The sequence below is a fragment of the Bacillus sp. SD075 genome, assembly GCF_017355165.1.
GTDB lineage: Bacteria > Bacillota > Bacilli > Bacillales > DSM-1321 > Peribacillus.
Genome location: NZ_JADILK010000003.1, coordinates 181,176 through 201,294, shown reverse-complemented (window position 1 = coordinate 201,294; position 20,119 = coordinate 181,176). Strand labels below are relative to the sequence as shown.

Annotated in this window: 21 protein-coding genes; all 21 read left to right on the top strand. The window is 41.3% G+C overall.

Annotated features, from left to right (window positions below):
- Positions 1 to 100: 100 nt before the first annotated feature.
- The gene (gene spoVE, locus IOC57_RS04240) at positions 101 to 1,201 is read left to right on the top strand and encodes a stage V sporulation protein E (protein WP_098371083.1); all 1,101 of its coding nucleotides are present in this window, start codon (positions 101 to 103) and stop codon (positions 1,199 to 1,201) included.
- Between the two features lie 353 nt (positions 1,202 to 1,554).
- Positions 1,555 to 2,466 carry a UDP-N-acetylmuramate dehydrogenase gene (murB, locus tag IOC57_RS04235; protein WP_207437542.1) on the top strand — a complete coding sequence of 304 codons (912 nt, stop codon included), beginning with the start codon at positions 1,555 to 1,557 and terminating at the stop codon, positions 2,464 to 2,466.
- Positions 2,467 to 2,592: 126 nt separating this feature from the next.
- Positions 2,593 to 3,375 carry a cell division protein FtsQ/DivIB gene (locus tag IOC57_RS04230; RefSeq protein WP_207437541.1) on the top strand — a complete coding sequence of 261 codons (783 nt, stop codon included), beginning with the start codon at positions 2,593 to 2,595 and terminating at the stop codon, positions 3,373 to 3,375.
- Positions 3,353 to 4,054, top strand: coding sequence for a DUF881 domain-containing protein (locus IOC57_RS04225; protein ID WP_396020762.1), 702 nt, complete (start codon positions 3,353 to 3,355; stop codon positions 4,052 to 4,054). The genes IOC57_RS04230 and IOC57_RS04225 overlap by 23 nt, the downstream gene beginning before the upstream one ends.
- 42 nt (positions 4,055 to 4,096) lie before the next feature.
- Positions 4,097 to 4,807: a DUF881 domain-containing protein gene (locus IOC57_RS04220; protein WP_207437539.1), complete on the top strand. Its 711-nt coding sequence runs from the start codon at positions 4,097 to 4,099 to the stop codon at positions 4,805 to 4,807.
- Positions 4,807 to 5,172: a small basic family protein gene (locus IOC57_RS04215; protein WP_207437538.1), complete on the top strand. Its 366-nt coding sequence runs from the start codon at positions 4,807 to 4,809 to the stop codon at positions 5,170 to 5,172. The genes IOC57_RS04220 and IOC57_RS04215 overlap by 1 nt, the downstream gene beginning before the upstream one ends.
- Positions 5,173 to 5,436: 264 nt before the next feature.
- Entirely contained in the window at positions 5,437 to 6,735 is a 1,299-nt protein-coding gene (gene ftsA / locus IOC57_RS04210; RefSeq protein ID WP_207437537.1) for a cell division protein FtsA, read from the top strand.
- A gap of 44 nt (positions 6,736 to 6,779) precedes the next feature.
- Positions 6,780 to 7,937, top strand: a complete 1,158-nt coding sequence (gene ftsZ, locus IOC57_RS04205; RefSeq protein WP_034313879.1) for a cell division protein FtsZ — start codon at positions 6,780 to 6,782, stop codon at positions 7,935 to 7,937.
- Between the two features lie 335 nt (positions 7,938 to 8,272).
- Complete coding sequence (spoIIGA, locus tag IOC57_RS04200; protein ID WP_207437536.1) at positions 8,273 to 9,199, top strand: sigma-E processing peptidase SpoIIGA; 927 nt, start codon at positions 8,273 to 8,275, stop codon at positions 9,197 to 9,199.
- Positions 9,200 to 9,257: 58 nt separating this feature from the next.
- Positions 9,258 to 9,977 carry an RNA polymerase sporulation sigma factor SigE gene (gene sigE, locus IOC57_RS04195; RefSeq protein WP_034313874.1) on the top strand — a complete coding sequence of 240 codons (720 nt, stop codon included), beginning with the start codon at positions 9,258 to 9,260 and terminating at the stop codon, positions 9,975 to 9,977.
- A 151-nt stretch (positions 9,978 to 10,128) separates the two neighbouring features.
- Positions 10,129 to 10,908, top strand: a complete 780-nt coding sequence (gene sigG, locus IOC57_RS04190; RefSeq protein ID WP_061462336.1) for an RNA polymerase sporulation sigma factor SigG — start codon at positions 10,129 to 10,131, stop codon at positions 10,906 to 10,908.
- Between the two features lie 228 nt (positions 10,909 to 11,136).
- The gene (locus IOC57_RS04185) at positions 11,137 to 11,406 is read left to right on the top strand and encodes a YlmC/YmxH family sporulation protein (protein ID WP_207437535.1); all 270 of its coding nucleotides are present in this window, start codon (positions 11,137 to 11,139) and stop codon (positions 11,404 to 11,406) included.
- A gap of 55 nt (positions 11,407 to 11,461) precedes the next feature.
- On the top strand, positions 11,462 to 12,289 hold the full coding sequence (gene pgeF, locus IOC57_RS04180) for a peptidoglycan editing factor PgeF (RefSeq protein WP_207437534.1): 828 nt from the start codon (positions 11,462 to 11,464) through the stop codon (positions 12,287 to 12,289).
- 2 nt (positions 12,290 to 12,291) lie between these two features.
- On the top strand, positions 12,292 to 12,963 hold the full coding sequence (locus IOC57_RS04175) for a YggS family pyridoxal phosphate-dependent enzyme (protein WP_207437533.1): 672 nt from the start codon (positions 12,292 to 12,294) through the stop codon (positions 12,961 to 12,963).
- A gap of 21 nt (positions 12,964 to 12,984) precedes the next feature.
- Positions 12,985 to 13,449, top strand: coding sequence for a cell division protein SepF (locus tag IOC57_RS04170; RefSeq protein ID WP_063231922.1), 465 nt, complete (start codon positions 12,985 to 12,987; stop codon positions 13,447 to 13,449).
- A gap of 6 nt (positions 13,450 to 13,455) precedes the next feature.
- Positions 13,456 to 13,722 (top strand): YggT family protein, encoded by a 267-nt coding sequence (locus IOC57_RS04165; protein WP_207437532.1) that lies wholly within the window; start codon positions 13,456 to 13,458, stop codon positions 13,720 to 13,722.
- Positions 13,723 to 13,859: 137 nt separating this feature from the next.
- Entirely contained in the window at positions 13,860 to 14,633 is a 774-nt protein-coding gene (locus tag IOC57_RS04160) for a YlmH family RNA-binding protein (protein ID WP_207437531.1), read from the top strand.
- A gap of 85 nt (positions 14,634 to 14,718) precedes the next feature.
- Positions 14,719 to 15,234 carry a DivIVA domain-containing protein gene (locus IOC57_RS04155; RefSeq protein WP_034313857.1) on the top strand — a complete coding sequence of 172 codons (516 nt, stop codon included), beginning with the start codon at positions 14,719 to 14,721 and terminating at the stop codon, positions 15,232 to 15,234.
- Positions 15,235 to 15,627: 393 nt separating this feature from the next.
- Positions 15,628 to 18,396, top strand: a complete 2,769-nt coding sequence (ileS, locus tag IOC57_RS04150) for an isoleucine--tRNA ligase (protein ID WP_207437594.1) — start codon at positions 15,628 to 15,630, stop codon at positions 18,394 to 18,396.
- 204 nt (positions 18,397 to 18,600) lie between these two features.
- Entirely contained in the window at positions 18,601 to 19,071 is a 471-nt protein-coding gene (lspA, locus tag IOC57_RS04145; protein ID WP_063231919.1) for a signal peptidase II, read from the top strand.
- Positions 19,064 to 19,981 (top strand): RluA family pseudouridine synthase, encoded by a 918-nt coding sequence (locus tag IOC57_RS04140; protein ID WP_207437530.1) that lies wholly within the window; start codon positions 19,064 to 19,066, stop codon positions 19,979 to 19,981. The genes lspA and IOC57_RS04140 overlap by 8 nt, the downstream gene beginning before the upstream one ends.
- Positions 19,982 to 20,119 lie beyond the last annotated feature (138 nt).

The window sequence follows — 20,119 nt, the reverse complement described above, 5'->3', positions numbered from 1 at the left end:
AATGAGCCGTTATCGCTTTTTTTTGACTAAAGTGCTGACAAGCAATCAGCATTGATGTTTATATTCGTAGGCTCGAAAAACTTCCTAGAGGTGGATGTCCGTGCCATTAAAAAAGTCGAATCCTGATCTCATTCTCATAATCGTCACCTTAAGTCTTTTGACTGTTGGATTAATCATGGTTTACAGCGCGAGTGCTATTTGGGCAACATATAAATTTGATGATTCGTTTTATTTTGCTAAAAGACAGTTGCTGTTTGCCTGTGTTGGTGTGATAGCCATGTTTTTCATCATGAATGTGGATTACTGGACGTGGCGGACATGGGCCAAGATCCTTATCATCATTTGTTTCATTATGTTACTGGCTGTGCTTGTACCAGGTATAGGGATGGCGAGAAATGGTTCGAGGAGCTGGATTGGTGTAGGTGCCTTTTCGGTCCAACCCTCTGAGTTCATGAAGCTGGCGATGATCGCTTTTTTAGCTAAGTTTTTATCAGAACGGCAAAAGCTGATCACCTCCTTTAAAAAGGGGATGCTTCCATCCTTGGGTTTAGTGTTTTTGGCATTTGGATTGATCATGTTACAGCCGGACCTAGGAACGGGAACGGTAATGGTTGGAACATGCATCGTTATGATTTTTATTTCCGGGGCAAAGATCAGTCATTTTGTAGGCTTGGGTCTAATCGGAGTAGCAGGTTTTATCGGTCTGATTTTGTCAGCGCCCTACCGGATAAAAAGGATCACGTCTTTTCTGGATCCTTGGGAAGACCCTTTGGGCAGTGGATTTCAAATGATTCAATCGTTTTATGCAATCGGCCCTGGGGGATTGTTCGGCTTGGGACTCGGGCAAAGCCGTCAAAAATTTTTCTATTTACCAGAACCGCAGACTGATTTCATTTTTGCCATACTTTCCGAGGAACTCGGCTTCATCGGGGGCTCCCTGGTCATCTTATTATTTGCCCTTATGCTGTGGCGGGGCATTCGGATTGCGCTTGGTGCCCCTGATTTGTATGGGAGCCTTGTAGCGGTTGGAATCATTGCAATGGTCGCCATTCAAGTGATGATCAATATAGGGGTGGTAACGGGACTGATGCCAGTTACGGGGATCACCTTGCCCCTCTTAAGTTATGGAGGTTCATCTTTGACACTCATGTTGATGGCGATTGGGGTGCTCCTGAATATTAGCCGTTATTCAAGGTTCTGAAATAAATAAAATATATGGTTTGGCAAAAGGGAGGTCCTGTTAAATGCGGGACTTCCTTTTTTTACATTAAAACCCTTGCAGGAAAACGATTTTGGACGATGCTCCGCCGGAATTTAGAAATAATTGAAATGCCGCTTAAATATTACCATGTATGAATGTTGGGGAATCCACAATAAATATTGGCAATACGGCTTTGTTTAGACTATAGTATAAGAGGGTTAGGCCGTACTGGGGCTTGCTTCTGTTCTTTTTTCTGCTAAAAAGGCGTTGTTTATCTTGTAATATAAGTGTCCTCATGGAAGAGGAAATGAAAATCATAACTTGGAATTTTTGGAACAACAAGGAGGTTTATCATGGATAATGTGATAAAGCAATTAACTGAAATGAAAATCGGCAAAGTTCTGGAACAGGAACCGCTTGCGAATCATACAACTATGAAAATTGGGGGACCGGCTGATTTATTCATCGTGCCGTCATCCATTGAAAATATAGAAAAAGCGATGCAGGTCATCAAAGAACATGGGATGCCATGGAGGGTGATCGGCAGGGGCTCGAACCTACTTATCAGTGATGGCGGAATGGAAGGTGCCGTGCTTAAATTGGGTAAAGGGCTTGACCATCTCGAGATTAATGGAACGGAGATTAAGGCAGGAGCTGGGGTATCACTTGTCAGCCTGTCCGTACAAATCAGTAAAAAAGGGTATGCAGGATTGGAATTTGCCAGTGGAATTCCTGGTTCCGTCGGCGGAGCTGTCTATATGAACGCTGGTGCACACGGTTCCGATATGAGTGAAATCCTCAAGGAGGCACATGTTCTTTTCGAAGATGGAACTTTAGCTTGGCTTTCAAAGGAAGACATGGAGTTTTCTTATCGAACCTCTCTGCTTCAGAAGAAAAGACCTGGTATCGTACTGGAAGCAATTTTTCAATTGACAGAGGGCAATAAAACCGAAATCGTTGAAAGAATGCAGAATAACAAGAATTATCGTAAAGAAACCCAGCCGTATAATCTTCCATGTGCCGGTAGCATATTTAGGAACCCGCTTCCAAATCATGCTGGTAAATTGGTCGAGAATGCGGGCTTGAAAGGACATTCTATTGGCGGAGCTCAAATTTCACCGATGCATGGGAACTTTATCGTTAACACAGGTAATGGAAGTGCAGCGGATGTTCAAGCCTTGATACAGCATGTGAAGGATACGGTGTATGATAAATTTGAAATTGAAATGGAAACAGAAGTGGAAATTATCGGCAGAAAACAATAGGATTCATTATATCCAAATTTTGTGATATAATGTGTTACCTTTTAAAGTTTGTTAATAACCAAATATTGAGTTTGTTGATTTCGCACTGTCAAGAGCCATCCATTTTTTCAGGAAGAGGTGAAGGGAATGGAAAAGGGGAAAATCGTTTCCATTGAGGACCGCATCCCGAAATTAAAACAATTAAGAAAAAGCAAAGCAAACAGGCGACTTATTCTTTTGCTTTCCCTTTTCTTCATTTTGGTTGCTTGTGTGCTGTATTTCTTATCCCCGTTGAGCTATGTGAAATCTGTGCAGGTAGAGGGGAATCGTTATATTACTTCCAAACAGATCATTAAATTGAGTAAGGTGAAGAAGGATCGAAGCATCTGGAAGGTTGATACAGGGATAGCTGCAGCCAATATCAAAAAAAATCAAGAAATAAAAAGCGTTAAGGTTACACCGGTATTTCCTAATTCCATTAAAATTACGGTTTCGGAACATAACAGGATGGCATATCTGTCCAATAAGGGGAAGTTTGCACCCATTTTGGAAAACGGGTCTGTGTTGGAGGAGTTAGCAACTGGCGAAATTCCAGTATTTGCCCCTGTTTTAATTGGTTTCAAAGAGGGTAAAGCATTAAAGTTGCTTTTAGAAGAGCTGGACAAGCTTCCTGTAGAGATTCAGAATGCCATTTCAGAGATTCATTACGCTCCAACCAAAACCGATGTCTATCATATCGTCATGTTTATGAACGATGGGTTTGAAGTAAGTGCGACAAGCCGTACTTTATACGAGAAAATGATTCACTATCCATCGATTGTCAGCCAATTGGATCCAGAGGTGAAGGGAGTCATCGATCTGGAAGTGGGTTCTTATTTTAAAGCATATGAAGACGCTGAACTAAAGGATGACACCAATGAGGAAAATTAATGGCAAACAGGTGGTTTTACCCCTGGTTTGCGTGGTTCTCGGATTCATGATTGCCTTCTCTTACAATCTGACCAAAGAAGGTGAAGGTACCGGGAAGGACAAAGCCTGGGATCAGGAATATGAGCTCAGGCAGCAGCTGATCGAACAAGAGAAACAGAACCGGGAACTTCAGAAGGAACTCCTTCAGAAGCAAGAAAATGTATCCCAAATAGAAAAAGACCTAGCTCAGGAAAAGCAGCTTTTTTTCAATTTGGCAAAGGATACGGAAAAATACCGTATGTTTCTTGGAAAAGTGAAAGTGAAGGGCCCAGGGCTTCAAGTGATACTTGAAGATGGTACAGATATGGATTCGAAAGCCAATGTTAATAATTACCTCGTCCATGAACAGCATGTCTTCAAGGTCGTCAACGAACTATACATATCAGGTGCAGAGGCTGTTGCGATTAATGGTCAAAGGTTAAATCATGATTCATACATAATGTGTAATGGGCCAGTGATTACAATCGATGGTCATCAGCATCCTGCTCCCTTCATCATATCTGCGATTGGGGACCCGGATGTCCTGGGTGCTTCATTAGACTTACCCGGTGGCATCAAGGAACAGCTGGTTAATGAGAATATTATCTTTACAGTGGAAAAGCAAAAGAATATCATTTTTGATCCAATTATTGGTGGGTGATCAGACCGCCGGATTCGATGAAAGATTGGTGAGAAATTGGAAATGAAAAAAAAGCTTTCTTTTAGTTTGGTTACGTTGATTGCTGGCTTTATGCTCGCCATTCAATTCAATTTGGTGAATCAGCCTGTCATTTCCGATACAAGGGATATGTGGGAGCTGAAAAATGATTTATTGAAAGAACAGCAGACCCAGGCGGGTTTAATAGAAGGTATCAGTAAGCTGGAGGGAAAAATAGCATCCTATGAATCAAAGAAAAATGAGAGTAAAGAAGATGTATTGCGTGACACACTGACCGAATTAAAGACTGACGCAGGTTTGACTGAAATAAAGGGAAATGGAGTAATTGTATCTATACAGCCTATCAAGGCAGATGTCCTTCTAGGTGAGAAGGTCGAGTATATTTCACCTGTACTGATCATTCGGCTCATTAATGAAATGTATAGGTATGGTGCTGACCAAATTTCCATTTCAGGACAAAGGTATATATCGACATCGGTTATTCGGGATATAAACGGGCAGCCGAAAATGGACGGATATCCCCTTGTGCATTACCCGGTCGAAATTCAGGCAATAACGTTTGATCCAAAGAAACTGAAGCAGCGTATTGAAGGTTCCGAACTTATGGATGATTTCTTTATAGATAATTTTGAAGTGCAGATTAAGGTGCCATCCGGTCAGTTGACATTGCCGGCCTACCAAAATGCTATTAATGTGGATTACATGGAACCCGTTGTGGATGGGGGGGAATCGTAATGTGGCTGCCAGTATTTGGACTCTTGATTGGAATCACCCTCGGTTTTTTGGTTGATTTTGATATTCCCCATGAATATTCAAATTATCTCTCCATCGCCGTGCTTGCTGCTTTTGATACCTTATTTGGGGGCATACGGGCACATCTGCAAAATATTTATGATGAAGTTGTATTTGTAACTGGATTCTTCTTTAATATCATTTTAGCAGCAGGTTTGGCTTTTCTAGGTGTACATCTTGGTGTAGACTTATATTTAGCCGCAATCTTTGTGTTCGGTGTAAGGCTCTTTCAAAATATCGCTCTGATTAGAAGGATCCTAATTGAAAAATGGTCCATTTCCCGGAAAAAGCAGAAAAAAAATCTATAATTTTAAAGGGAATTAAGTGATAAATGACGAATAGTTTAAGGCAGTATCTAGTTTATTAAGTCAATCAGTTTTGTTGAGAAGCGAACAAAAAACGCCATAGAGTGAGTAATTTACGAGTTTTGTTCAGAAAATACAAAATGAACCGCTTAATATGAAATTCGCGAGTTGTTGTAATCAGTTCTGTTATTCTATAATGTATAAGTCTTCGATATAAAAATGTTATTCTACCTAATACATGTATAAAACTGAAGGAGGTGCCATGGAATGAACAGCAACGAAATATACGTAAGTCTTGACATCGGTACATCCAGTGTAAAAGTTATCATTGGGGAAATGGTCAATGACACATTAAATATAATCGGTGTAGGAAATGTTAAATCAGAGGGGCTCAAAAAGGGTTCGATCGTAGGTATAGATGAAACCGTCCAATCCATTCAAAAGGCTATAGAGCAAGCAGAACGGATGATAGGGATGGAGATAAAAAAGGTAATCGTCGGCATAAGTGGAAATCACGTGACGCTTCAGCCGTGTCATGGGGTAGTAGCGGTATCCAGTGACAATAAAGAGATTACCGAGCATGACGTTTTCCGTGTTAGAGAAGCAGCGGAGTTAATAACGATACCATCCGACAGGGAAATCATCGACGTGGTGCCGATTCACTACAAAGTTGATGAACTTGATGAAATCAGTGATCCAAGGGGCATGATAGGTGTCCGGTTGGAAATGAGAGGGATTTTAATCACAGGTCTTCGGACAATTTTACATAATACGCTGCGCTGTGTGGAAAGGGCAGGGTTAGAAATAACCGATATCGCCCTTCAGCCCTTAGCCGCAGGTTCCCTTGTTTTATCCAAGGATGAAAAAGAACTTGGTGTGGCGCTTGTCGATATTGGCGGAGGTTCCACGACTCTGGCAATTTTCGAACAAGGCTATTTACAATATACGTCTGTGATACCTATAGGCGGGGAAACACTTACGAAGGACCTTTCCATCGTGCTAAGGACAACGATGGAAGAAGCTGAGAAAATAAAAGTAAAGCATGGACATGCCTTTTATGATGACGCGTCTGAAGATGATGTATTCCAAATACCTATCATCGGCAGCGATCAGCAGCAGACCTGCAACCAGTTAATGCTTTCGGATATCATTGAAGCGCGGGTGACCGAAATATTCGAGTTGATTCAAGATGATTTGAGGAGACTTGGCTTCCAGGATATACCAGGTGGTTTCGTGTTGACCGGGGGCGTCGTCAAGATGCCGGGAGTCCTGGAGCTAGCTCAATATGTGTTCCAAAACCGAGTTAGGACAGCTGAACCCAATTACATCGGAGTTAGGGAACCTCAATACACGACAGCTGTTGGTTTGATTAAACATGCATGCAAGAAAGAGAGAATGCAAAAAAACACCGCTAATAAAACTCCTGTAGCAGCTGGACAAGCTCAAGAAGATAACGACCAGCGCAGCCAGAAGGTTTCTCAGAAAAACAAAGAGAACACGGCTAAAAAACAAGGTGAAAAAGGTGAATCTAAATTCAAAAAAATCCTGGGTTACTTTTTTGAATAACAATCATTAAGAATCGGGAATTTCGTCAAAATAGGAGGATTGTCATGTTGGAGTTTGATTCTAATCTAGAACAGTTAGCAACGATAAAAGTAATAGGTGTTGGCGGCGGCGGAAACAATGCGGTAAACAGAATGATCGAGCATGGTGTACAGGGTGTTGAGTTTATTTCTGTCAATACTGACGCACAAGCTCTTAATCTATCAAAAGCAGAAATCAAAATGCAAATCGGTGGGAAGCTTACACGCGGTTTGGGTGCAGGTGCCAATCCCGAGGTAGGAAAAAAAGCTGCTGAAGAAAGCAAAGAGCAGATTGAAGAAGCGCTTAAAGGTGCCGATATGGTATTCGTAACGGCTGGGATGGGCGGCGGTACAGGAACGGGGGCTGCTCCTGTCATAGCGGGCATTGCTAAAGATCTAGGGGCTCTTACAGTAGGTGTAGTTACACGTCCATTTACTTTCGAAGGCCGAAAACGTGCTACACAGGCACAAGGCGGCATTTCCTCCATGAAGGAATCGGTTGACACACTGATCGTCATTCCGAACGACCGCCTCCTTGAAATCGTCGATAAAAGTACGCCAATGCTTGAAGCGTTCCGTGAAGCCGATAATGTACTTCGCCAAGGTGTACAGGGGATTTCAGATTTAATTGCTGTTCCAGGTCTTATTAACTTGGACTTTGCCGATGTGAAGACCATAATGTCCAACAAAGGCTCCGCACTTATGGGAATCGGGATTTCCTCAGGGGAAAACCGTGCAGCGGAAGCGGCGAAAAAAGCCATTTCCAGTCCGTTGCTTGAAACATCGATTGATGGTGCCCAAGGCGTACTGATGAATATTACCGGTGGTACGAACTTAAGTCTTTTTGAAGTCCAGGAAGCTGCCGATATCGTGGCTACTGCATCCGATCAAGACGTAAACATGATTTTTGGTTCTGTTATCAATGAAAACCTTAAAGATGAAATCGTCGTTACGGTAATTGCAACAGGCTTTAACGAGGTTGAAGCTTCAATACGGCCTACTGGACGTCCAACACTCGGACAACAGCAGCAATCAAGACCTCAGACACAACAAACGCCACAGTCAAACGTGAAGCGTGAAGTGAAGAGAGAAGAAGTCAATGAACAGCCTGCACGTAATGCCAATCAAGGTGATGAGGCTTTGGATATTCCAACTTTCCTCCGTAACCGTAATAGACGCCGTTAATATCGATGTCAGATGCCGTTCCCATTTGGGGACGGTTTTTTTGTCGTTAATCAATGAATTCCTTAATAGCATTAGTGTGCAATGACCTTAAATGTAAAAAGATGAGTGAACAATAAATTATTAAACTTTTATAACATAAATCGACAGAAGTAAAAGGGAGCAGGATAGTCTCTAAGAAAGTATTGAAAATATCAATAGCTGTTTTTCTACAAAAAGGGTAAAAATGACTGAAAAACTCTTAAGTTTTCAGTACAAAAAGTGACACACTTTCTAAGGGCAGGTACGCTATACTTTTTGCTAGTGGAAGGTTAGTTCATAAAGGGAGGGGAGGGTGTTTGACTTTATATTTAGATGTGATCTGGTTGTTGAATTGGTTATTTGACTGCCTCCTTTTATATTGGACCGCAATCATTCTGAAACGAAGGGTAGCTCTTTGGCGGGTATGCATTGGCGGGCTGATTGGTTCCTTCATTATCGTATTGGCATTCACTCCTTTTTATGCAATTGCCGACCGTGTGTACATGAAGATTTTAGTATCCCTGGTCATGGTGCTGGCAACCTTTGGGTTTAATAGGTTAAAACTTTTCATGAAATCGGTGGCCACTTTATATTTAGTAACGTTTTTATCGGGAGGAATCCTTCTTGGGCTTCACTACTTATTTGAGTTCCAAATCGTGTCCAAGGCTCCTGGCCAATATGCAGGAATCAATCGTTTTGGCGACCCTGTCAGCTGGATATTCGTAATGATCGGATTCCCGCTTGCATGGCAATTTTCCAAGCGAACGCTTGAAGGGATGGAGATGACCAAGCTTACACATGAACAAATGGTTTCGGTCTCGGTTAAAATTTCTGACTTTGAAGGAACGTTTCATGGATTGGTGGATAGCGGCAATCAATTATATGACCCGATTACACGTTCCCCAGTAATGATCATCTCTCTTTCAGGCGGGGAAATAGGAATTCCGAACGATATGCTAGAGCTCTTTAAAAACCCTGATAAACTGATAAGTCAGGAAGTGCAGCCCGAATATTCATGGACAGGAAGAATGCGTGTCATCCCTTATAAAGTCGTGGGTCATGAACATCAGCTGTTAACCGCAATCAAACCGGATTGCATTAAAATCGTACAAGGAGAAAAAGAATTTCATGTCAAGCAGGGTCTCGTTTCGTTTACCTTTCAGCAACTCTCTCCAGACAATAGCTATCAATCTATCGTTCACCCGAAAATGTTAACCGGGATACCGGTGCAAAATGCCTCCTGATCCATCGATTCACTCTTAAATTTGACCCATAATCCGTTTATTAGAAGGGAGAATTATTTTGAAGAAATTCATTCTTCGGCTCACTTATTTTTGGTACAAACTATTGTTCAAGCTCGGTTTGAAAACGGACGAAATATTTTATATAGGAGGGAGTGAGGCACTGCCACCGCCCCTTTCAAAGGAAGAAGAGGCAATTCTGATCAATAAATTACCCAATGGCGATGAAGCTGCACGCTCGATCTTGATTGAACGTAATTTAAGGCTGGTGGTTTATATTGCCAGGAAATTCGAAAATACGGGCATCAATATTGAGGATTTAATCAGCATCGGTACCATAGGTTTGATCAAAGCTGTGAATACATTCAATCCTGAGAAGAAAATAAAACTGGCTACATATGCTTCGAGATGCATCGAGAATGAAATATTAATGTATTTACGCAGAAATAACAAAATCCGCTCTGAAGTTTCTTTTGATGAACCCCTGAATATTGATTGGGATGGAAATGAACTTCTGTTATCCGATGTACTTGGAACGGACGATGACATTATCACGAAAGACCTTGAGGCAAATGTTGACCGTAAGCTGTTGACAAAAGCACTTACGCAGTTATCCGAACGTGAAAAACAGATAATGGAACTCCGTTTTGGACTTGCAGGCGGAGAAGAAAAAACCCAAAAGGACGTTGCCGACATGCTGGGGATTTCCCAATCTTACATTTCACGTTTGGAAAAAAGGATTATTAAGAGGCTTCGAAAAGAATTTAATAAAATGGTGTAAAAAAAATAATGTGCTTAAATGTCAATCAAATCAATACTTTTGTAGCTTTAGTGAAAAATAATGAAGATTTTCTGTTCTAGCCATGTGCATATTTTTTCCTCCCGCGGAAATACTGTTTTTTGTACAGCGCTCCTGTGAGGAGGGAATAATTTTGTCTCGTAATAAGGTTGAAATCTGCGGTGTGGATACATCAAAATTACCGGTTTTAAAGAATGAAGAAATGAGAAAACTCTTTAAAGAACTGCAAAATGGCGATATTTCAGCAAGAGAGAAACTGGTAAACGGGAATCTTCGACTCGTTTTAAGCGTCATTCAACGCTTCAACAATCGGGGAGAGTATGTAGATGATCTATTTCAGGTAGGCTGTATAGGGTTGATGAAGTCGATAGATAATTTTGACCTAGGTCAAAATGTTAAGTTTTCAACGTATGCTGTACCGATGATTATTGGAGAAATCAGAAGATATCTTCGCGACAATAATCCGATTCGGGTATCCCGTTCTTTAAGAGACATCGCTTACAAAGCTTTGCAGGTAAAAGAAAAGCTCATAAGTCAGACCCTTCGTGAGCCGACAGCTGAAGAAATCGCCAAGGTGTTGGAAGTACCTCATGAAGAAATTGTTTTTGCACTAGATGCTATACAAGATCCAGTTTCACTTTTTGAACCGATTTATAATGATGGCGGGGATCCGATTTATGTACTCGACCAACTGAGTGATGAAAAAAATAAAGATAGTACCTGGATTGATGAAATAGCTATAAATGAAGGCATGAGACGGTTGAATGACCGGGAAAAAATGATCCTTCGTAAACGCTTTTTCCAAGGGAAGACGCAAATGGAGGTAGCTGAGGAAATCGGCATTTCACAAGCACAGGTCTCCCGATTGGAAAAAGCGGCAATCAAGCAAATGAATAAAAATATTCAACAGTAGAAGCTGAGCATGAGAGAAAGTTAGCTGAAGCGGGTATGGCTAAAATGTCGATACCCGCTGACAGCTGCTTTTCCATAGCAGCTTTTTTTTGTTGGAATTCCCTTCCGGTAGGTAAGTCGTGAATCTAGTGGACGTTTATTTATCGTATTCTTCATCCTCGGGCGCATCATGTCATATACATAGGAATAGGACCTTCATCTATGATGAAATTTTGAGGAGTTGAGTGATGTGACCAGGATTTCCGACTTTCAAATTAAGGATATCGTCAATATAGCAGATGGTAAGAAATTAGGTAATATGTCAGATCTTGAAATCAATACGGCCACTGGGAAAATAGAGGCCATCGTCGTTTCAAATGGAACCAGATTAATGGGCTTTTTTGGAAGGGAACAGGATATTGTTATTCCATGGCGAAAAATAAAAAAAATCGGTGCAGATGTCATTCTTGTTGAACATCAGACGGTATTTCAAGAAGAACTGAAAGATGAACGGTTTTAAAGGTGCATGGCGCAAATATATGATACACTAGACTAAAAATAAAGAGGTTTATAGCATGAAAGAGCCATTTGTTTTAATAAAAGACCAATATATGCTCATTGACAGCTGGAGACAACAAAATCTCCAGCTCGTAGCGGGCTTCACCACAAAAAATGGGGGAGTCAGTACAGGTGATTTTCAAACATTGAATACGGGTTTTCATGTCGGGGATAAACTTGAAGATGTCCAGGGAAACCGCAGGATGATAGCCGATAAGCTGATGTTTCCGCTTAAAGGGTGGATAGGCGCCGAGCAGACCCATGAAACGAAAATCCATCCAGTTACCAGCCGCGATGGCGGGAGAGGTGCAACGGATTATGAATCAGCCTTTAAAGCGACTGACGGATTTTATACGAAGGACCAAAACGTTCTATTGACCCTTTGCTATGCAGACTGCGTGCCCTTATACTTTCTGGCTCCGGCACATGGTATGATTGGGGTGGCACATGCTGGCTGGAAGGGTACCGTTAATGGAATAGCACGAAAAATGGTTGAGACATGGATGAGTGAGGGTATAAAGGCAAGTGAGATATATGCTGTTATTGGACCGTCTATTTGTTCGGAATGCTATGTAGTTGATGATTATGTGATGGATTTAGTGCAGAATTTGCTGGTAGATATTGACGAAAAGCCCTATAATTTAATCAGTGAAGGACAATATGGGTTAGACCTTAAACAACTTAATGGATTGATTCTTCAAAAATCAGGAATTCCAAAAAGTCAGATCGACATTACATCATACTGTACAAGCTGTGATCATGAATTGTTTTTTTCACATCGCCGTGATAACGGGAAGACAGGTAGATTGATGAGTTTTATCGGTTGGAAGGAGGATATAGAGTAACAGTGAAAGTAGTGGACAATTTAAAAAACATCGAAGAAAAAATAAATATAGCATGTGAAAATAGTGGAAGGGACCGTGAAGCGATAAAGTTGATCGCAGTGACGAAATATGTTTCGGTCGAGAGAGCGAATGAAGCATTGGAAGCGGGAATACTTGATTTGGGTGAAAACCGAGACGAAGGGCTTTTGAATAAATATGAAGTGCTGAAGGACAAGCCCAGCTGGCATTATATTGGTTCCATGCAAACACGCAAGGTAAAGAATGTCATCGATAAAATTTCGTATATCCATTCATTGGATCGCATTTCTTTGGCAGAAGAAATTCAAAAGCGCGCAAAAGAGCCGATAAACTGTTTAGTGCAGGTGAATGTTTCTGGTGAAGAATCAAAACATGGTCTGAATCCTGAGGCGACAATGGATTTCATAAAAGGGTTATCTGATTTTGATAAAGTGAATGTTGCAGGATTGATGACGATGGCCCCATTGACCGATGATGAACAGGTTTTGCGGGAATGCTTCCGGAAACTGAAAGGCATCCAGGTTGAAATACAAAATTTAGAGTGGAAGCACGCCCCCTGCACTGAATTGTCCATGGGTATGTCCAATGATTTCATGATTGCCATTGAGGAAGGCGCTACGATGATCAGGATTGGTACAGCACTTGTAGGCGAATAATTTTAAGGAGGTACGCTATAGATGTCGTTCGTATCAAAATTTAAATCTTATTTCGCGCTGGATGATGAGTATGAGTACAAGGATGAAGTGATGGAAGAAGAGGAGGCTGAACCAAAAGTCGTGAAGTCAGCTAAACAGCAGCAGTCCGCTTCTGCAGGGAATAATACCAATCAGAATATCGTAAGTTTGCAAAGCGTACAGAAATCTTCTAAAGTAGTATTATTGGAGCCTCGTGCTTATGCAGAAGCCCAGGAGGTAGCTGACCATTTAAAAAACAGGCGCGCTGTAGTCGTGAACCTTCAACGAATCCAGCATGACCAAGGAAAGCGAATCATCGATTTTCTAAGTGGGACTGTCTATGCAATCAGCGGGGATATCCAAAAAATCGGAACAGATATATTCTTATGTACCCCGGACAACGTCGATGTTTCCGGTAATATTACCGGCTTCGCCGCCGAAGAGGAGTACGAAGAAGCGAGGTGGTAATGATTAATGGGTTTAGTGCTTCAGGGTTTATATTATTTAATTGAAATTTATTCAATGGCATTAATCGGTTACATATTGATGTCATGGTTCCCTAATGCAAGGGAGACATCGATTGGTAAATTTTTGGAAAAAATTTGCGAACCGTATTTAGAACCGTTCAGAAAGTTCATTCCGCCACTTGGCATGATTGACCTTTCACCTCTTGTGGCCTTACTGGTACTTAATTTTGCCAGCGGTTATGGAATTTATTACTTACAGACATTAATAGGATGATCAACAATTAACCTGACATGCATCTACTACACAGTCGGAATATTCTCCGCTGTGTAGTTGCAACGCAGAACTGTTTAGTTTAATCCATTCCTTATGATCGACCATTAATTTGATACCTAAGGAGCATTTATTCAATCATGAGTATTTATCAGCATTTCAGGCCGGAGGAAAAAGATTTTATTGACCAGGCTATGAATTGGATTGATCAGGTTAAAAATTCCTACGCTCCGAAATTATCTGATTTTCTTGATCCACGTCAGCAGGAAATCCTTACTTCCTTAATAGGGAATGATCCGGAAGCGAAACTGCAATTCAATGGCGGAAGCGATTTCGTAGAGCGAAAACGTGTGCTCATTTACCCTGATTATTACTCTCCTGAATCATCTGATTTCAATATCTCCTTATATGATATCTCCTATCCAAAAAAATTTGTAACGCTTGAACATAGGCAAATACTTGGAACCTTGATGTCACTAGGGGTAAAACGTGAAAAATTTGGTGATATAATAGTGACGGAGGAGCATATTCAATTTATAGCTGCAGAAGAGATGGATTCATATCTCACAGGTAATCTGGATAAAATAGGAAATTCTTCTGTTTCCATCAAACGGCTTCCGATCGAGAATATCGTCCAGGTTAAGGAAAAATGGGAAGAGCAAGTAACCACCGTCAGTTCTCTTAGGCTTGACAGTGTATTATCTTCCGTCCTGAATATGTCCCGTCAAAAGACTCAGTCCTTGATAACGTCGGGAAAAGTAAAGGTGAATTTCAAGCAAACGGAAAATGTCTCGGAAGAATGCCGTGAAGGTGATACACTTTCCATCAGAGGTTTTGGCAGATGTAAAATAGCTTCAATTGATGGTAAAACCAAGAAGGATAAGTGGAGAATCTCGTTAGGCAGACAAAAATAATACAATAAAAAGCAGGATTTATAAATTTATTGTCGAATATAGAGTTCTAACATACTAGTGTAGAAACCGTTCTGGAGGTGCCGTAATGCCCTTAACCCCGATAGATATACATAACAAGGAATTTAACAAAGTATTTCGTGGGTATGATGAAGATGAAGTAAATGAATTTCTCGACCAGGTCATTAAAGATTATGAACTGATTTTGAGGGAAAAGAAAGAGCTTGAAGATAAACTGAACGAGACTTTTGATCGATTGGGACATTTTACGACAATTGAGGGTACACTTAACAAGTCGATTATTGTCGCTCAAGAAGCAGCTGAAGAATTAAGGCGCAATGCCCAAAAAGAAGCGAAACTGATCATAAAGGAAGCAGAGAAAAATGCTGACAGGATTGTCAATGAGTCACTTGTGAAAGCAAGGAAAATAGCGATGGATATTGAAGATTTGAAAAAGCAATCCAAAGTATTCCGGACGCGTTTCAAAATGCTTGTAGGTGCACAGCTGGATTTGCTGGACAATGACGATTGGGATCATCTTCTGGATTATGAAGTGGATGCAACTGAAATTGAATTAAATGAGAGAGTGGAAGAGGAAATTTAAACGATTCCTTGACTTTGAACACTTTTTTCGCATATAATTTTTTAACAATACTATTCATTATGAAATTAGACGATGACAGGGAAAGTAAATTCTTCACACACTTATTTTTAGCGAACCGGGGATGGTGGAAGCCCGGAATAAGCGAAGATATTGAAGATCACCCTTGAGTTCTGAGTTGAACCTGCTTTTGCAGTAAGTAAATGAAGCGTTTCATTCACGTTACGAATGCTCGAGAGGATGGATTCACTTGGTGAATCTTTCTAGCCAGGGTGGTACCGCGGGAAGCAAAGCTTTCTCGTCCCTTTTTTAGGGATGAGAGGGCTTTTTATTTTGGCCGGATATCAAGTCATCGGTTCGAATGAATTTTTTAAAAGACGGATGGAGGATTATATGATGGAATACAAAGATACCTTATTGATGCCTAAAACTGAATTTCCAATGCGGGGGAATTTGCCGAAACGTGAACCGGAAATCCAAGAAAAATGGAAAGAAATGAACATCTATAAAAAAGTGCAAGAACAAACGAAAGGACGTCCTTTATTCATTTTGCATGATGGACCTCCATATGCCAACGGCGATATCCATATGGGCCATGCAATGAATAAGGTTTTAAAGGATTTCATTGTCCGATTCAAATCGATGAGCGGTTTTCAAGCACCGTATGTACCTGGCTGGGATACGCATGGGCTTCCAATCGAAACGGCATTGACGAAAAAAGGCGTGAAACGGAAAGAAATGAGCGTTGCCGAATTCAGAAAGCTTTGTGAAGAATATGCTTATGGTCAGATTAACAATCAACGTGAGCAGTTTAAGAGAATAGGGGTCCGTGGTGATTGGGAAAATCCTTATATCACATTAAAGCCTGAATATGAAGCACAGCAAATTAAGGTATTCGGTGAAATGGCGAAAAAAGGCTACATTTATAAAGGTAAAAAACCTGTTTACTGGTCCCCATCAAGTGAATCAGCGTTAGCCGAAGCTGAAATTGAATATCAAGATAAACGCTCTGCGTCGATCTATGTTGCTTTTGAAGTCACGGATGGCAAAGGTGTAATTGATGAAGGTGTCAAAATCATCATCTGGACGACAACTCCATGGACGATTCCGGCTAATCTTGGTATCTCATTGCATCCGCAATTAAACTATGTGGTAGTGGCTGTTGAGAATGGAAAATTCCTACTTGCTGAGGCGCTGCTTGAATCGGTTACGGAAACATTAGGCTGGGAAAACCCGTCTATTCTGAAAACAGTTAAAGGAAGCGAGCTGGACCGTGCTGTTGCCAAACATCCCCTTTATGATCGCGAATCTTTAGTGATGTTAGGTGAGCACGTAACGACTGAAGCTGGAACGGGGTGTGTTCATACTGCGCCTGGCCATGGTGAAGATGACTTTATCATTGGGCAAAAATATGGCTTGGATGTACTTTGTCCTGTAGATGAAAAAGGAGTCATGACGGAAGAGGCAGGGGAATTTGCCGGATTATTTTATGATCAAGCGAATAAACCGATTACCGAAAAATTAACTGAAGCAGGCGCGTTATTGAACTTGACGTTCATTACGCACTCCTACCCACATGACTGGCGGACGAAGAAGCCAACGATCTTCCGTGCAACAGCACAATGGTTCGCGTCAATCAAAGACTTCCGCAGTGAACTTCTGGAAGCGATTGAAGAAACCAAATGGGTACCGGCTTGGGGCGAAACCCGCCTATTCAATATGGTCCGTGACCGCGGGGATTGGTGTATTTCCCGCCAACGCGCCTGGGGCGTGCCAATTCCAGTGTTTTATGCAGAAAATGGAGAGCCGATCATTACGGATGAAACCATCAACCATATTTCAAACCTATTCCGCGAACACGGTTCAAACATCTGGTTTGAGCGTGAAGCGAAAGATCTTCTGCCTGAAGGCTATTCACATGAAGGCAGCCCGAATGGTATCTTCACGAAAGAAACGGATATCATGGACGTATGGTTCGATTCCGGTTCTTCCCATCAAGCGGTACTTGAAGAAAGAGACGACTTGCAGCGCCCTGCTGACCTTTATTTAGAAGGGTCCGATCAATATCGCGGCTGGTTTAACTCATCACTTTCAACAAGTGTTGCGGTTACAGGCAAAGCACCATATAAAGGTGTGCTTAGCCACGGGTTCGCATTGGATGGCGAAGGCCGTAAAATGAGTAAGTCGATTGGGAACGTTGTACTGCCATCCAAGGTCATGAACCAACTTGGCGCAGATATCTTACGCCTTTGGGTAGCTTCGGTGGATTACCAATCGGATGTTAGGGTTTCCGATCCAATTTTAAAACAAGTTTCGGAAGTTTACCGTAAAATCCGCAATACATTCCGCTTCCTGTTAGGGAACTTGGATGGATTCAATCCAAAAAGTGATAAAGTGGCAGTCCAAGAATTGCCTGAAGTTGATCAATACATGCTAGTTAAATTGAATAAACTGATCAAACAGTCGAAGCTAAGTTATGAAAATTATGAGTTTGCTACAATTTATAATTTGGTCAATAATTTCTGTACACAGGATTTGAGTTCGTTCTACCTTGATTATGCAAAAGATATTCTTTATTGTGAAGCACCAAATGGTAAAGAGCGTTTGGCCATTCAAACGGTCCTTTACGAATCATTGGTCAGCTTAACGAAATTGGTGTCACCGATCCTTTCTCATACAGCTGATGAAGTATGGGCATTCATTCCGGATGTAACGGAAGAAAGTGTACAGTTGACATTGATGCCTAATGAAATTTCCATTGATGATGCTGATGCCATTGAAGAAAAATGGACGGCGTTCATGGATGTCCGTGATAATGTTCTGAAAGCATTAGAAGAAGCCCGTAACCAGAAGGTCATCGGAAAATCACTGAATGCTAAAGTGATGGTATATGTAAATGAAGAAACGAAGACTCTTCTTGATGGCATCAAGGAAAGCTTTGAACAGCTATTCATCGTATCCGAATTCGAAATCGCTGGCAACGTGGCAAGTGCCCCAGCAGAAGCGGTTAAGCTTGAGGATATAGCGATCCTTGTCACAAAAGCACAAGGTGAAACGTGTGAACGTTGCTGGAATGTTTCGAAGGAAGTAGGTCAAGTGGAAGAACATCCGACACTTTGCCCGCGTTGTGCTTCAGTCGTGAAAGATCATTACGTGAATCAATAATTCCCACAAAAAATCCGGTCCCTTTATGAAGGGCCGGCTTTTTTGTGGGAATGAAAGCTGAAACCTCAGTAGGGAATTTTACCTTTTTGAATCTTCCCTATATCTTCAGGTACTGTTAGCAACTTCTGTTTTTCGGATTAGTCATTATTTCTAGTTTATGCTACAATTCAAAAGTGAAGATTTGATTAGTTTGGGGGAAAAAATGTGTTTTATTATTTGATTGCCCTTTTGGTCATAGCTCTCGATCAGCTGACAAAATGGATGATTGTGAAAAAAATGGAGTACGGAGAAAGCATTGAAATTATTGAAAACCTTCTATATATCACCTCGCATCGTAATCGTGGGGCAGCATGGGGAATTCTACAAGGTCAAATGTGGTTTTTCTACATCATCACCATCGCTGTCATTATTGGACTTGTCTATTATATTCAAAAAATGGCGAAGGAAAGCATTTTGCTTGGAGTTGCACTTGCTCTCATGCTAGGCGGTGCGATTGGTAATTTCATCGATCGTGTTGCTCGTCAGGAAGTAGTGGATTTCGTTCATACCTATATTTTCAGCTACAGTTTCCCGGTATTTAATGTTGCTGATGCTGCGCTTTCAATTGGTGTCGGACTGCTCGTGATTCATATGTTTTTAGAAGAAAAAAACGCTAAGGAGAAAGATAATGGATAAAAGGTTATACAGCATCGATGAAACACTAAAAGGCGTTAGGATTGATAAGGCTCTTTCCACTTTGAATGAAGAATGGTCACGCACTCAGGTCCAGCAATGGATTAAGGATGACCATGTTTTGGTAAATGGCACGGCGATAAAGACGAATTATAAAGCTATTCCTGGCGATACAATCGAAGTGACGATTCCTGATCTGGAGGAATTGGATGCGGTAGCAGAGGAAATGGATTTGGATATCTATTATGAAGATGCAGATGTACTCGTGGTTAATAAACCGAGCGGTATGGTCGTCCATCCGGCACCGGGACATGTAACTGGCACGCTTGTAAATGGATTGATGGCACACTGCAAGGATCTTTCTGGAATCAACGGTGTCATGCGGCCTGGAATCGTCCATCGGATCGACAAAGATACATCAGGTCTATTGATGGTTGCAAAAAATGATATGGCACATGAAAAACTGGTACAGCAGCTTGTTGACAAAACGGTTACCCGTAAGTATCAAGCTGTAGTACATGGTGTGATCCCTCATGACTTCGGAACGGTCGATGCACCGATCGGCCGCGATAAAAAAGATCGCCAAAGCATGACTGTCACAGATTCGAATTCCAAAAATGCTGTCACACATTTCCGTGTCATCGAACGCTTCAAAGCTTTCACTTTGGTGGAATGCCAGCTTGAAACAGGAAGGACACATCAAATCCGTGTTCACATGAAATACATTGGCTTCCCACTAGCGGGAGATCCGAAATATGGTCCGAAAAAGACCCTGAAATTAGAAGGACAAGCTTTGCACGCCGGTCTCCTAGGTTTCATTCATCCGCGTACAAATGAGTATATGGAATTCGAAGCTCCGATTCCTGAAGAGTTTGAAAATCTAATTAATCAATTGCGTAGAAGTAAGGATTGACAAATTCATTTTTTTGATATATTATAATAACAACTTAATAAGAACCTTTAACACAGTTCAGAGAGACTGAGAAGGAAACGGATACGCAAAGTGGGATGATTCTGCCCATGGCGATAAAATCCTCATGCCTTCTTGGTA

Coding starts and splice junctions, on each gene's coding strand:
- ftsZ (WP_034313879.1), top strand. CDS start 6,780: ATGTTGGAGTTTGATTCTAATCTAGAACAGTTAGCAACGATAAAAGTA.
- ileS (WP_207437594.1), top strand. CDS start 15,628: ATGGAATACAAAGATACCTTATTGATGCCTAAAACTGAATTTCCAATG.
- IOC57_RS04160 (WP_207437531.1), top strand. CDS start 13,860: ATGAGTATTTATCAGCATTTCAGGCCGGAGGAAAAAGATTTTATTGAC.
- IOC57_RS04165 (WP_207437532.1), top strand. CDS start 13,456: ATGGGTTTAGTGCTTCAGGGTTTATATTATTTAATTGAAATTTATTCA.
- IOC57_RS04140 (WP_207437530.1), top strand. CDS start 19,064: ATGGATAAAAGGTTATACAGCATCGATGAAACACTAAAAGGCGTTAGG.
- ftsA (WP_207437537.1), top strand. CDS start 5,437: ATGAACAGCAACGAAATATACGTAAGTCTTGACATCGGTACATCCAGT.
- IOC57_RS04155 (WP_034313857.1), top strand. CDS start 14,719: ATGCCCTTAACCCCGATAGATATACATAACAAGGAATTTAACAAAGTA.
- pgeF (WP_207437534.1), top strand. CDS start 11,462: ATGAAAGAGCCATTTGTTTTAATAAAAGACCAATATATGCTCATTGAC.
- IOC57_RS04170 (WP_063231922.1), top strand. CDS start 12,985: ATGTCGTTCGTATCAAAATTTAAATCTTATTTCGCGCTGGATGATGAG.
- IOC57_RS04230 (WP_207437541.1), top strand. CDS start 2,593: ATGGAAAAGGGGAAAATCGTTTCCATTGAGGACCGCATCCCGAAATTA.
- IOC57_RS04215 (WP_207437538.1), top strand. CDS start 4,807: ATGTGGCTGCCAGTATTTGGACTCTTGATTGGAATCACCCTCGGTTTT.
- IOC57_RS04220 (WP_207437539.1), top strand. CDS start 4,097: ATGAAAAAAAAGCTTTCTTTTAGTTTGGTTACGTTGATTGCTGGCTTT.
- IOC57_RS04225 (WP_396020762.1), top strand. CDS start 3,353: ATGACACCAATGAGGAAAATTAATGGCAAACAGGTGGTTTTACCCCTG.
- murB (WP_207437542.1), top strand. CDS start 1,555: ATGGATAATGTGATAAAGCAATTAACTGAAATGAAAATCGGCAAAGTT.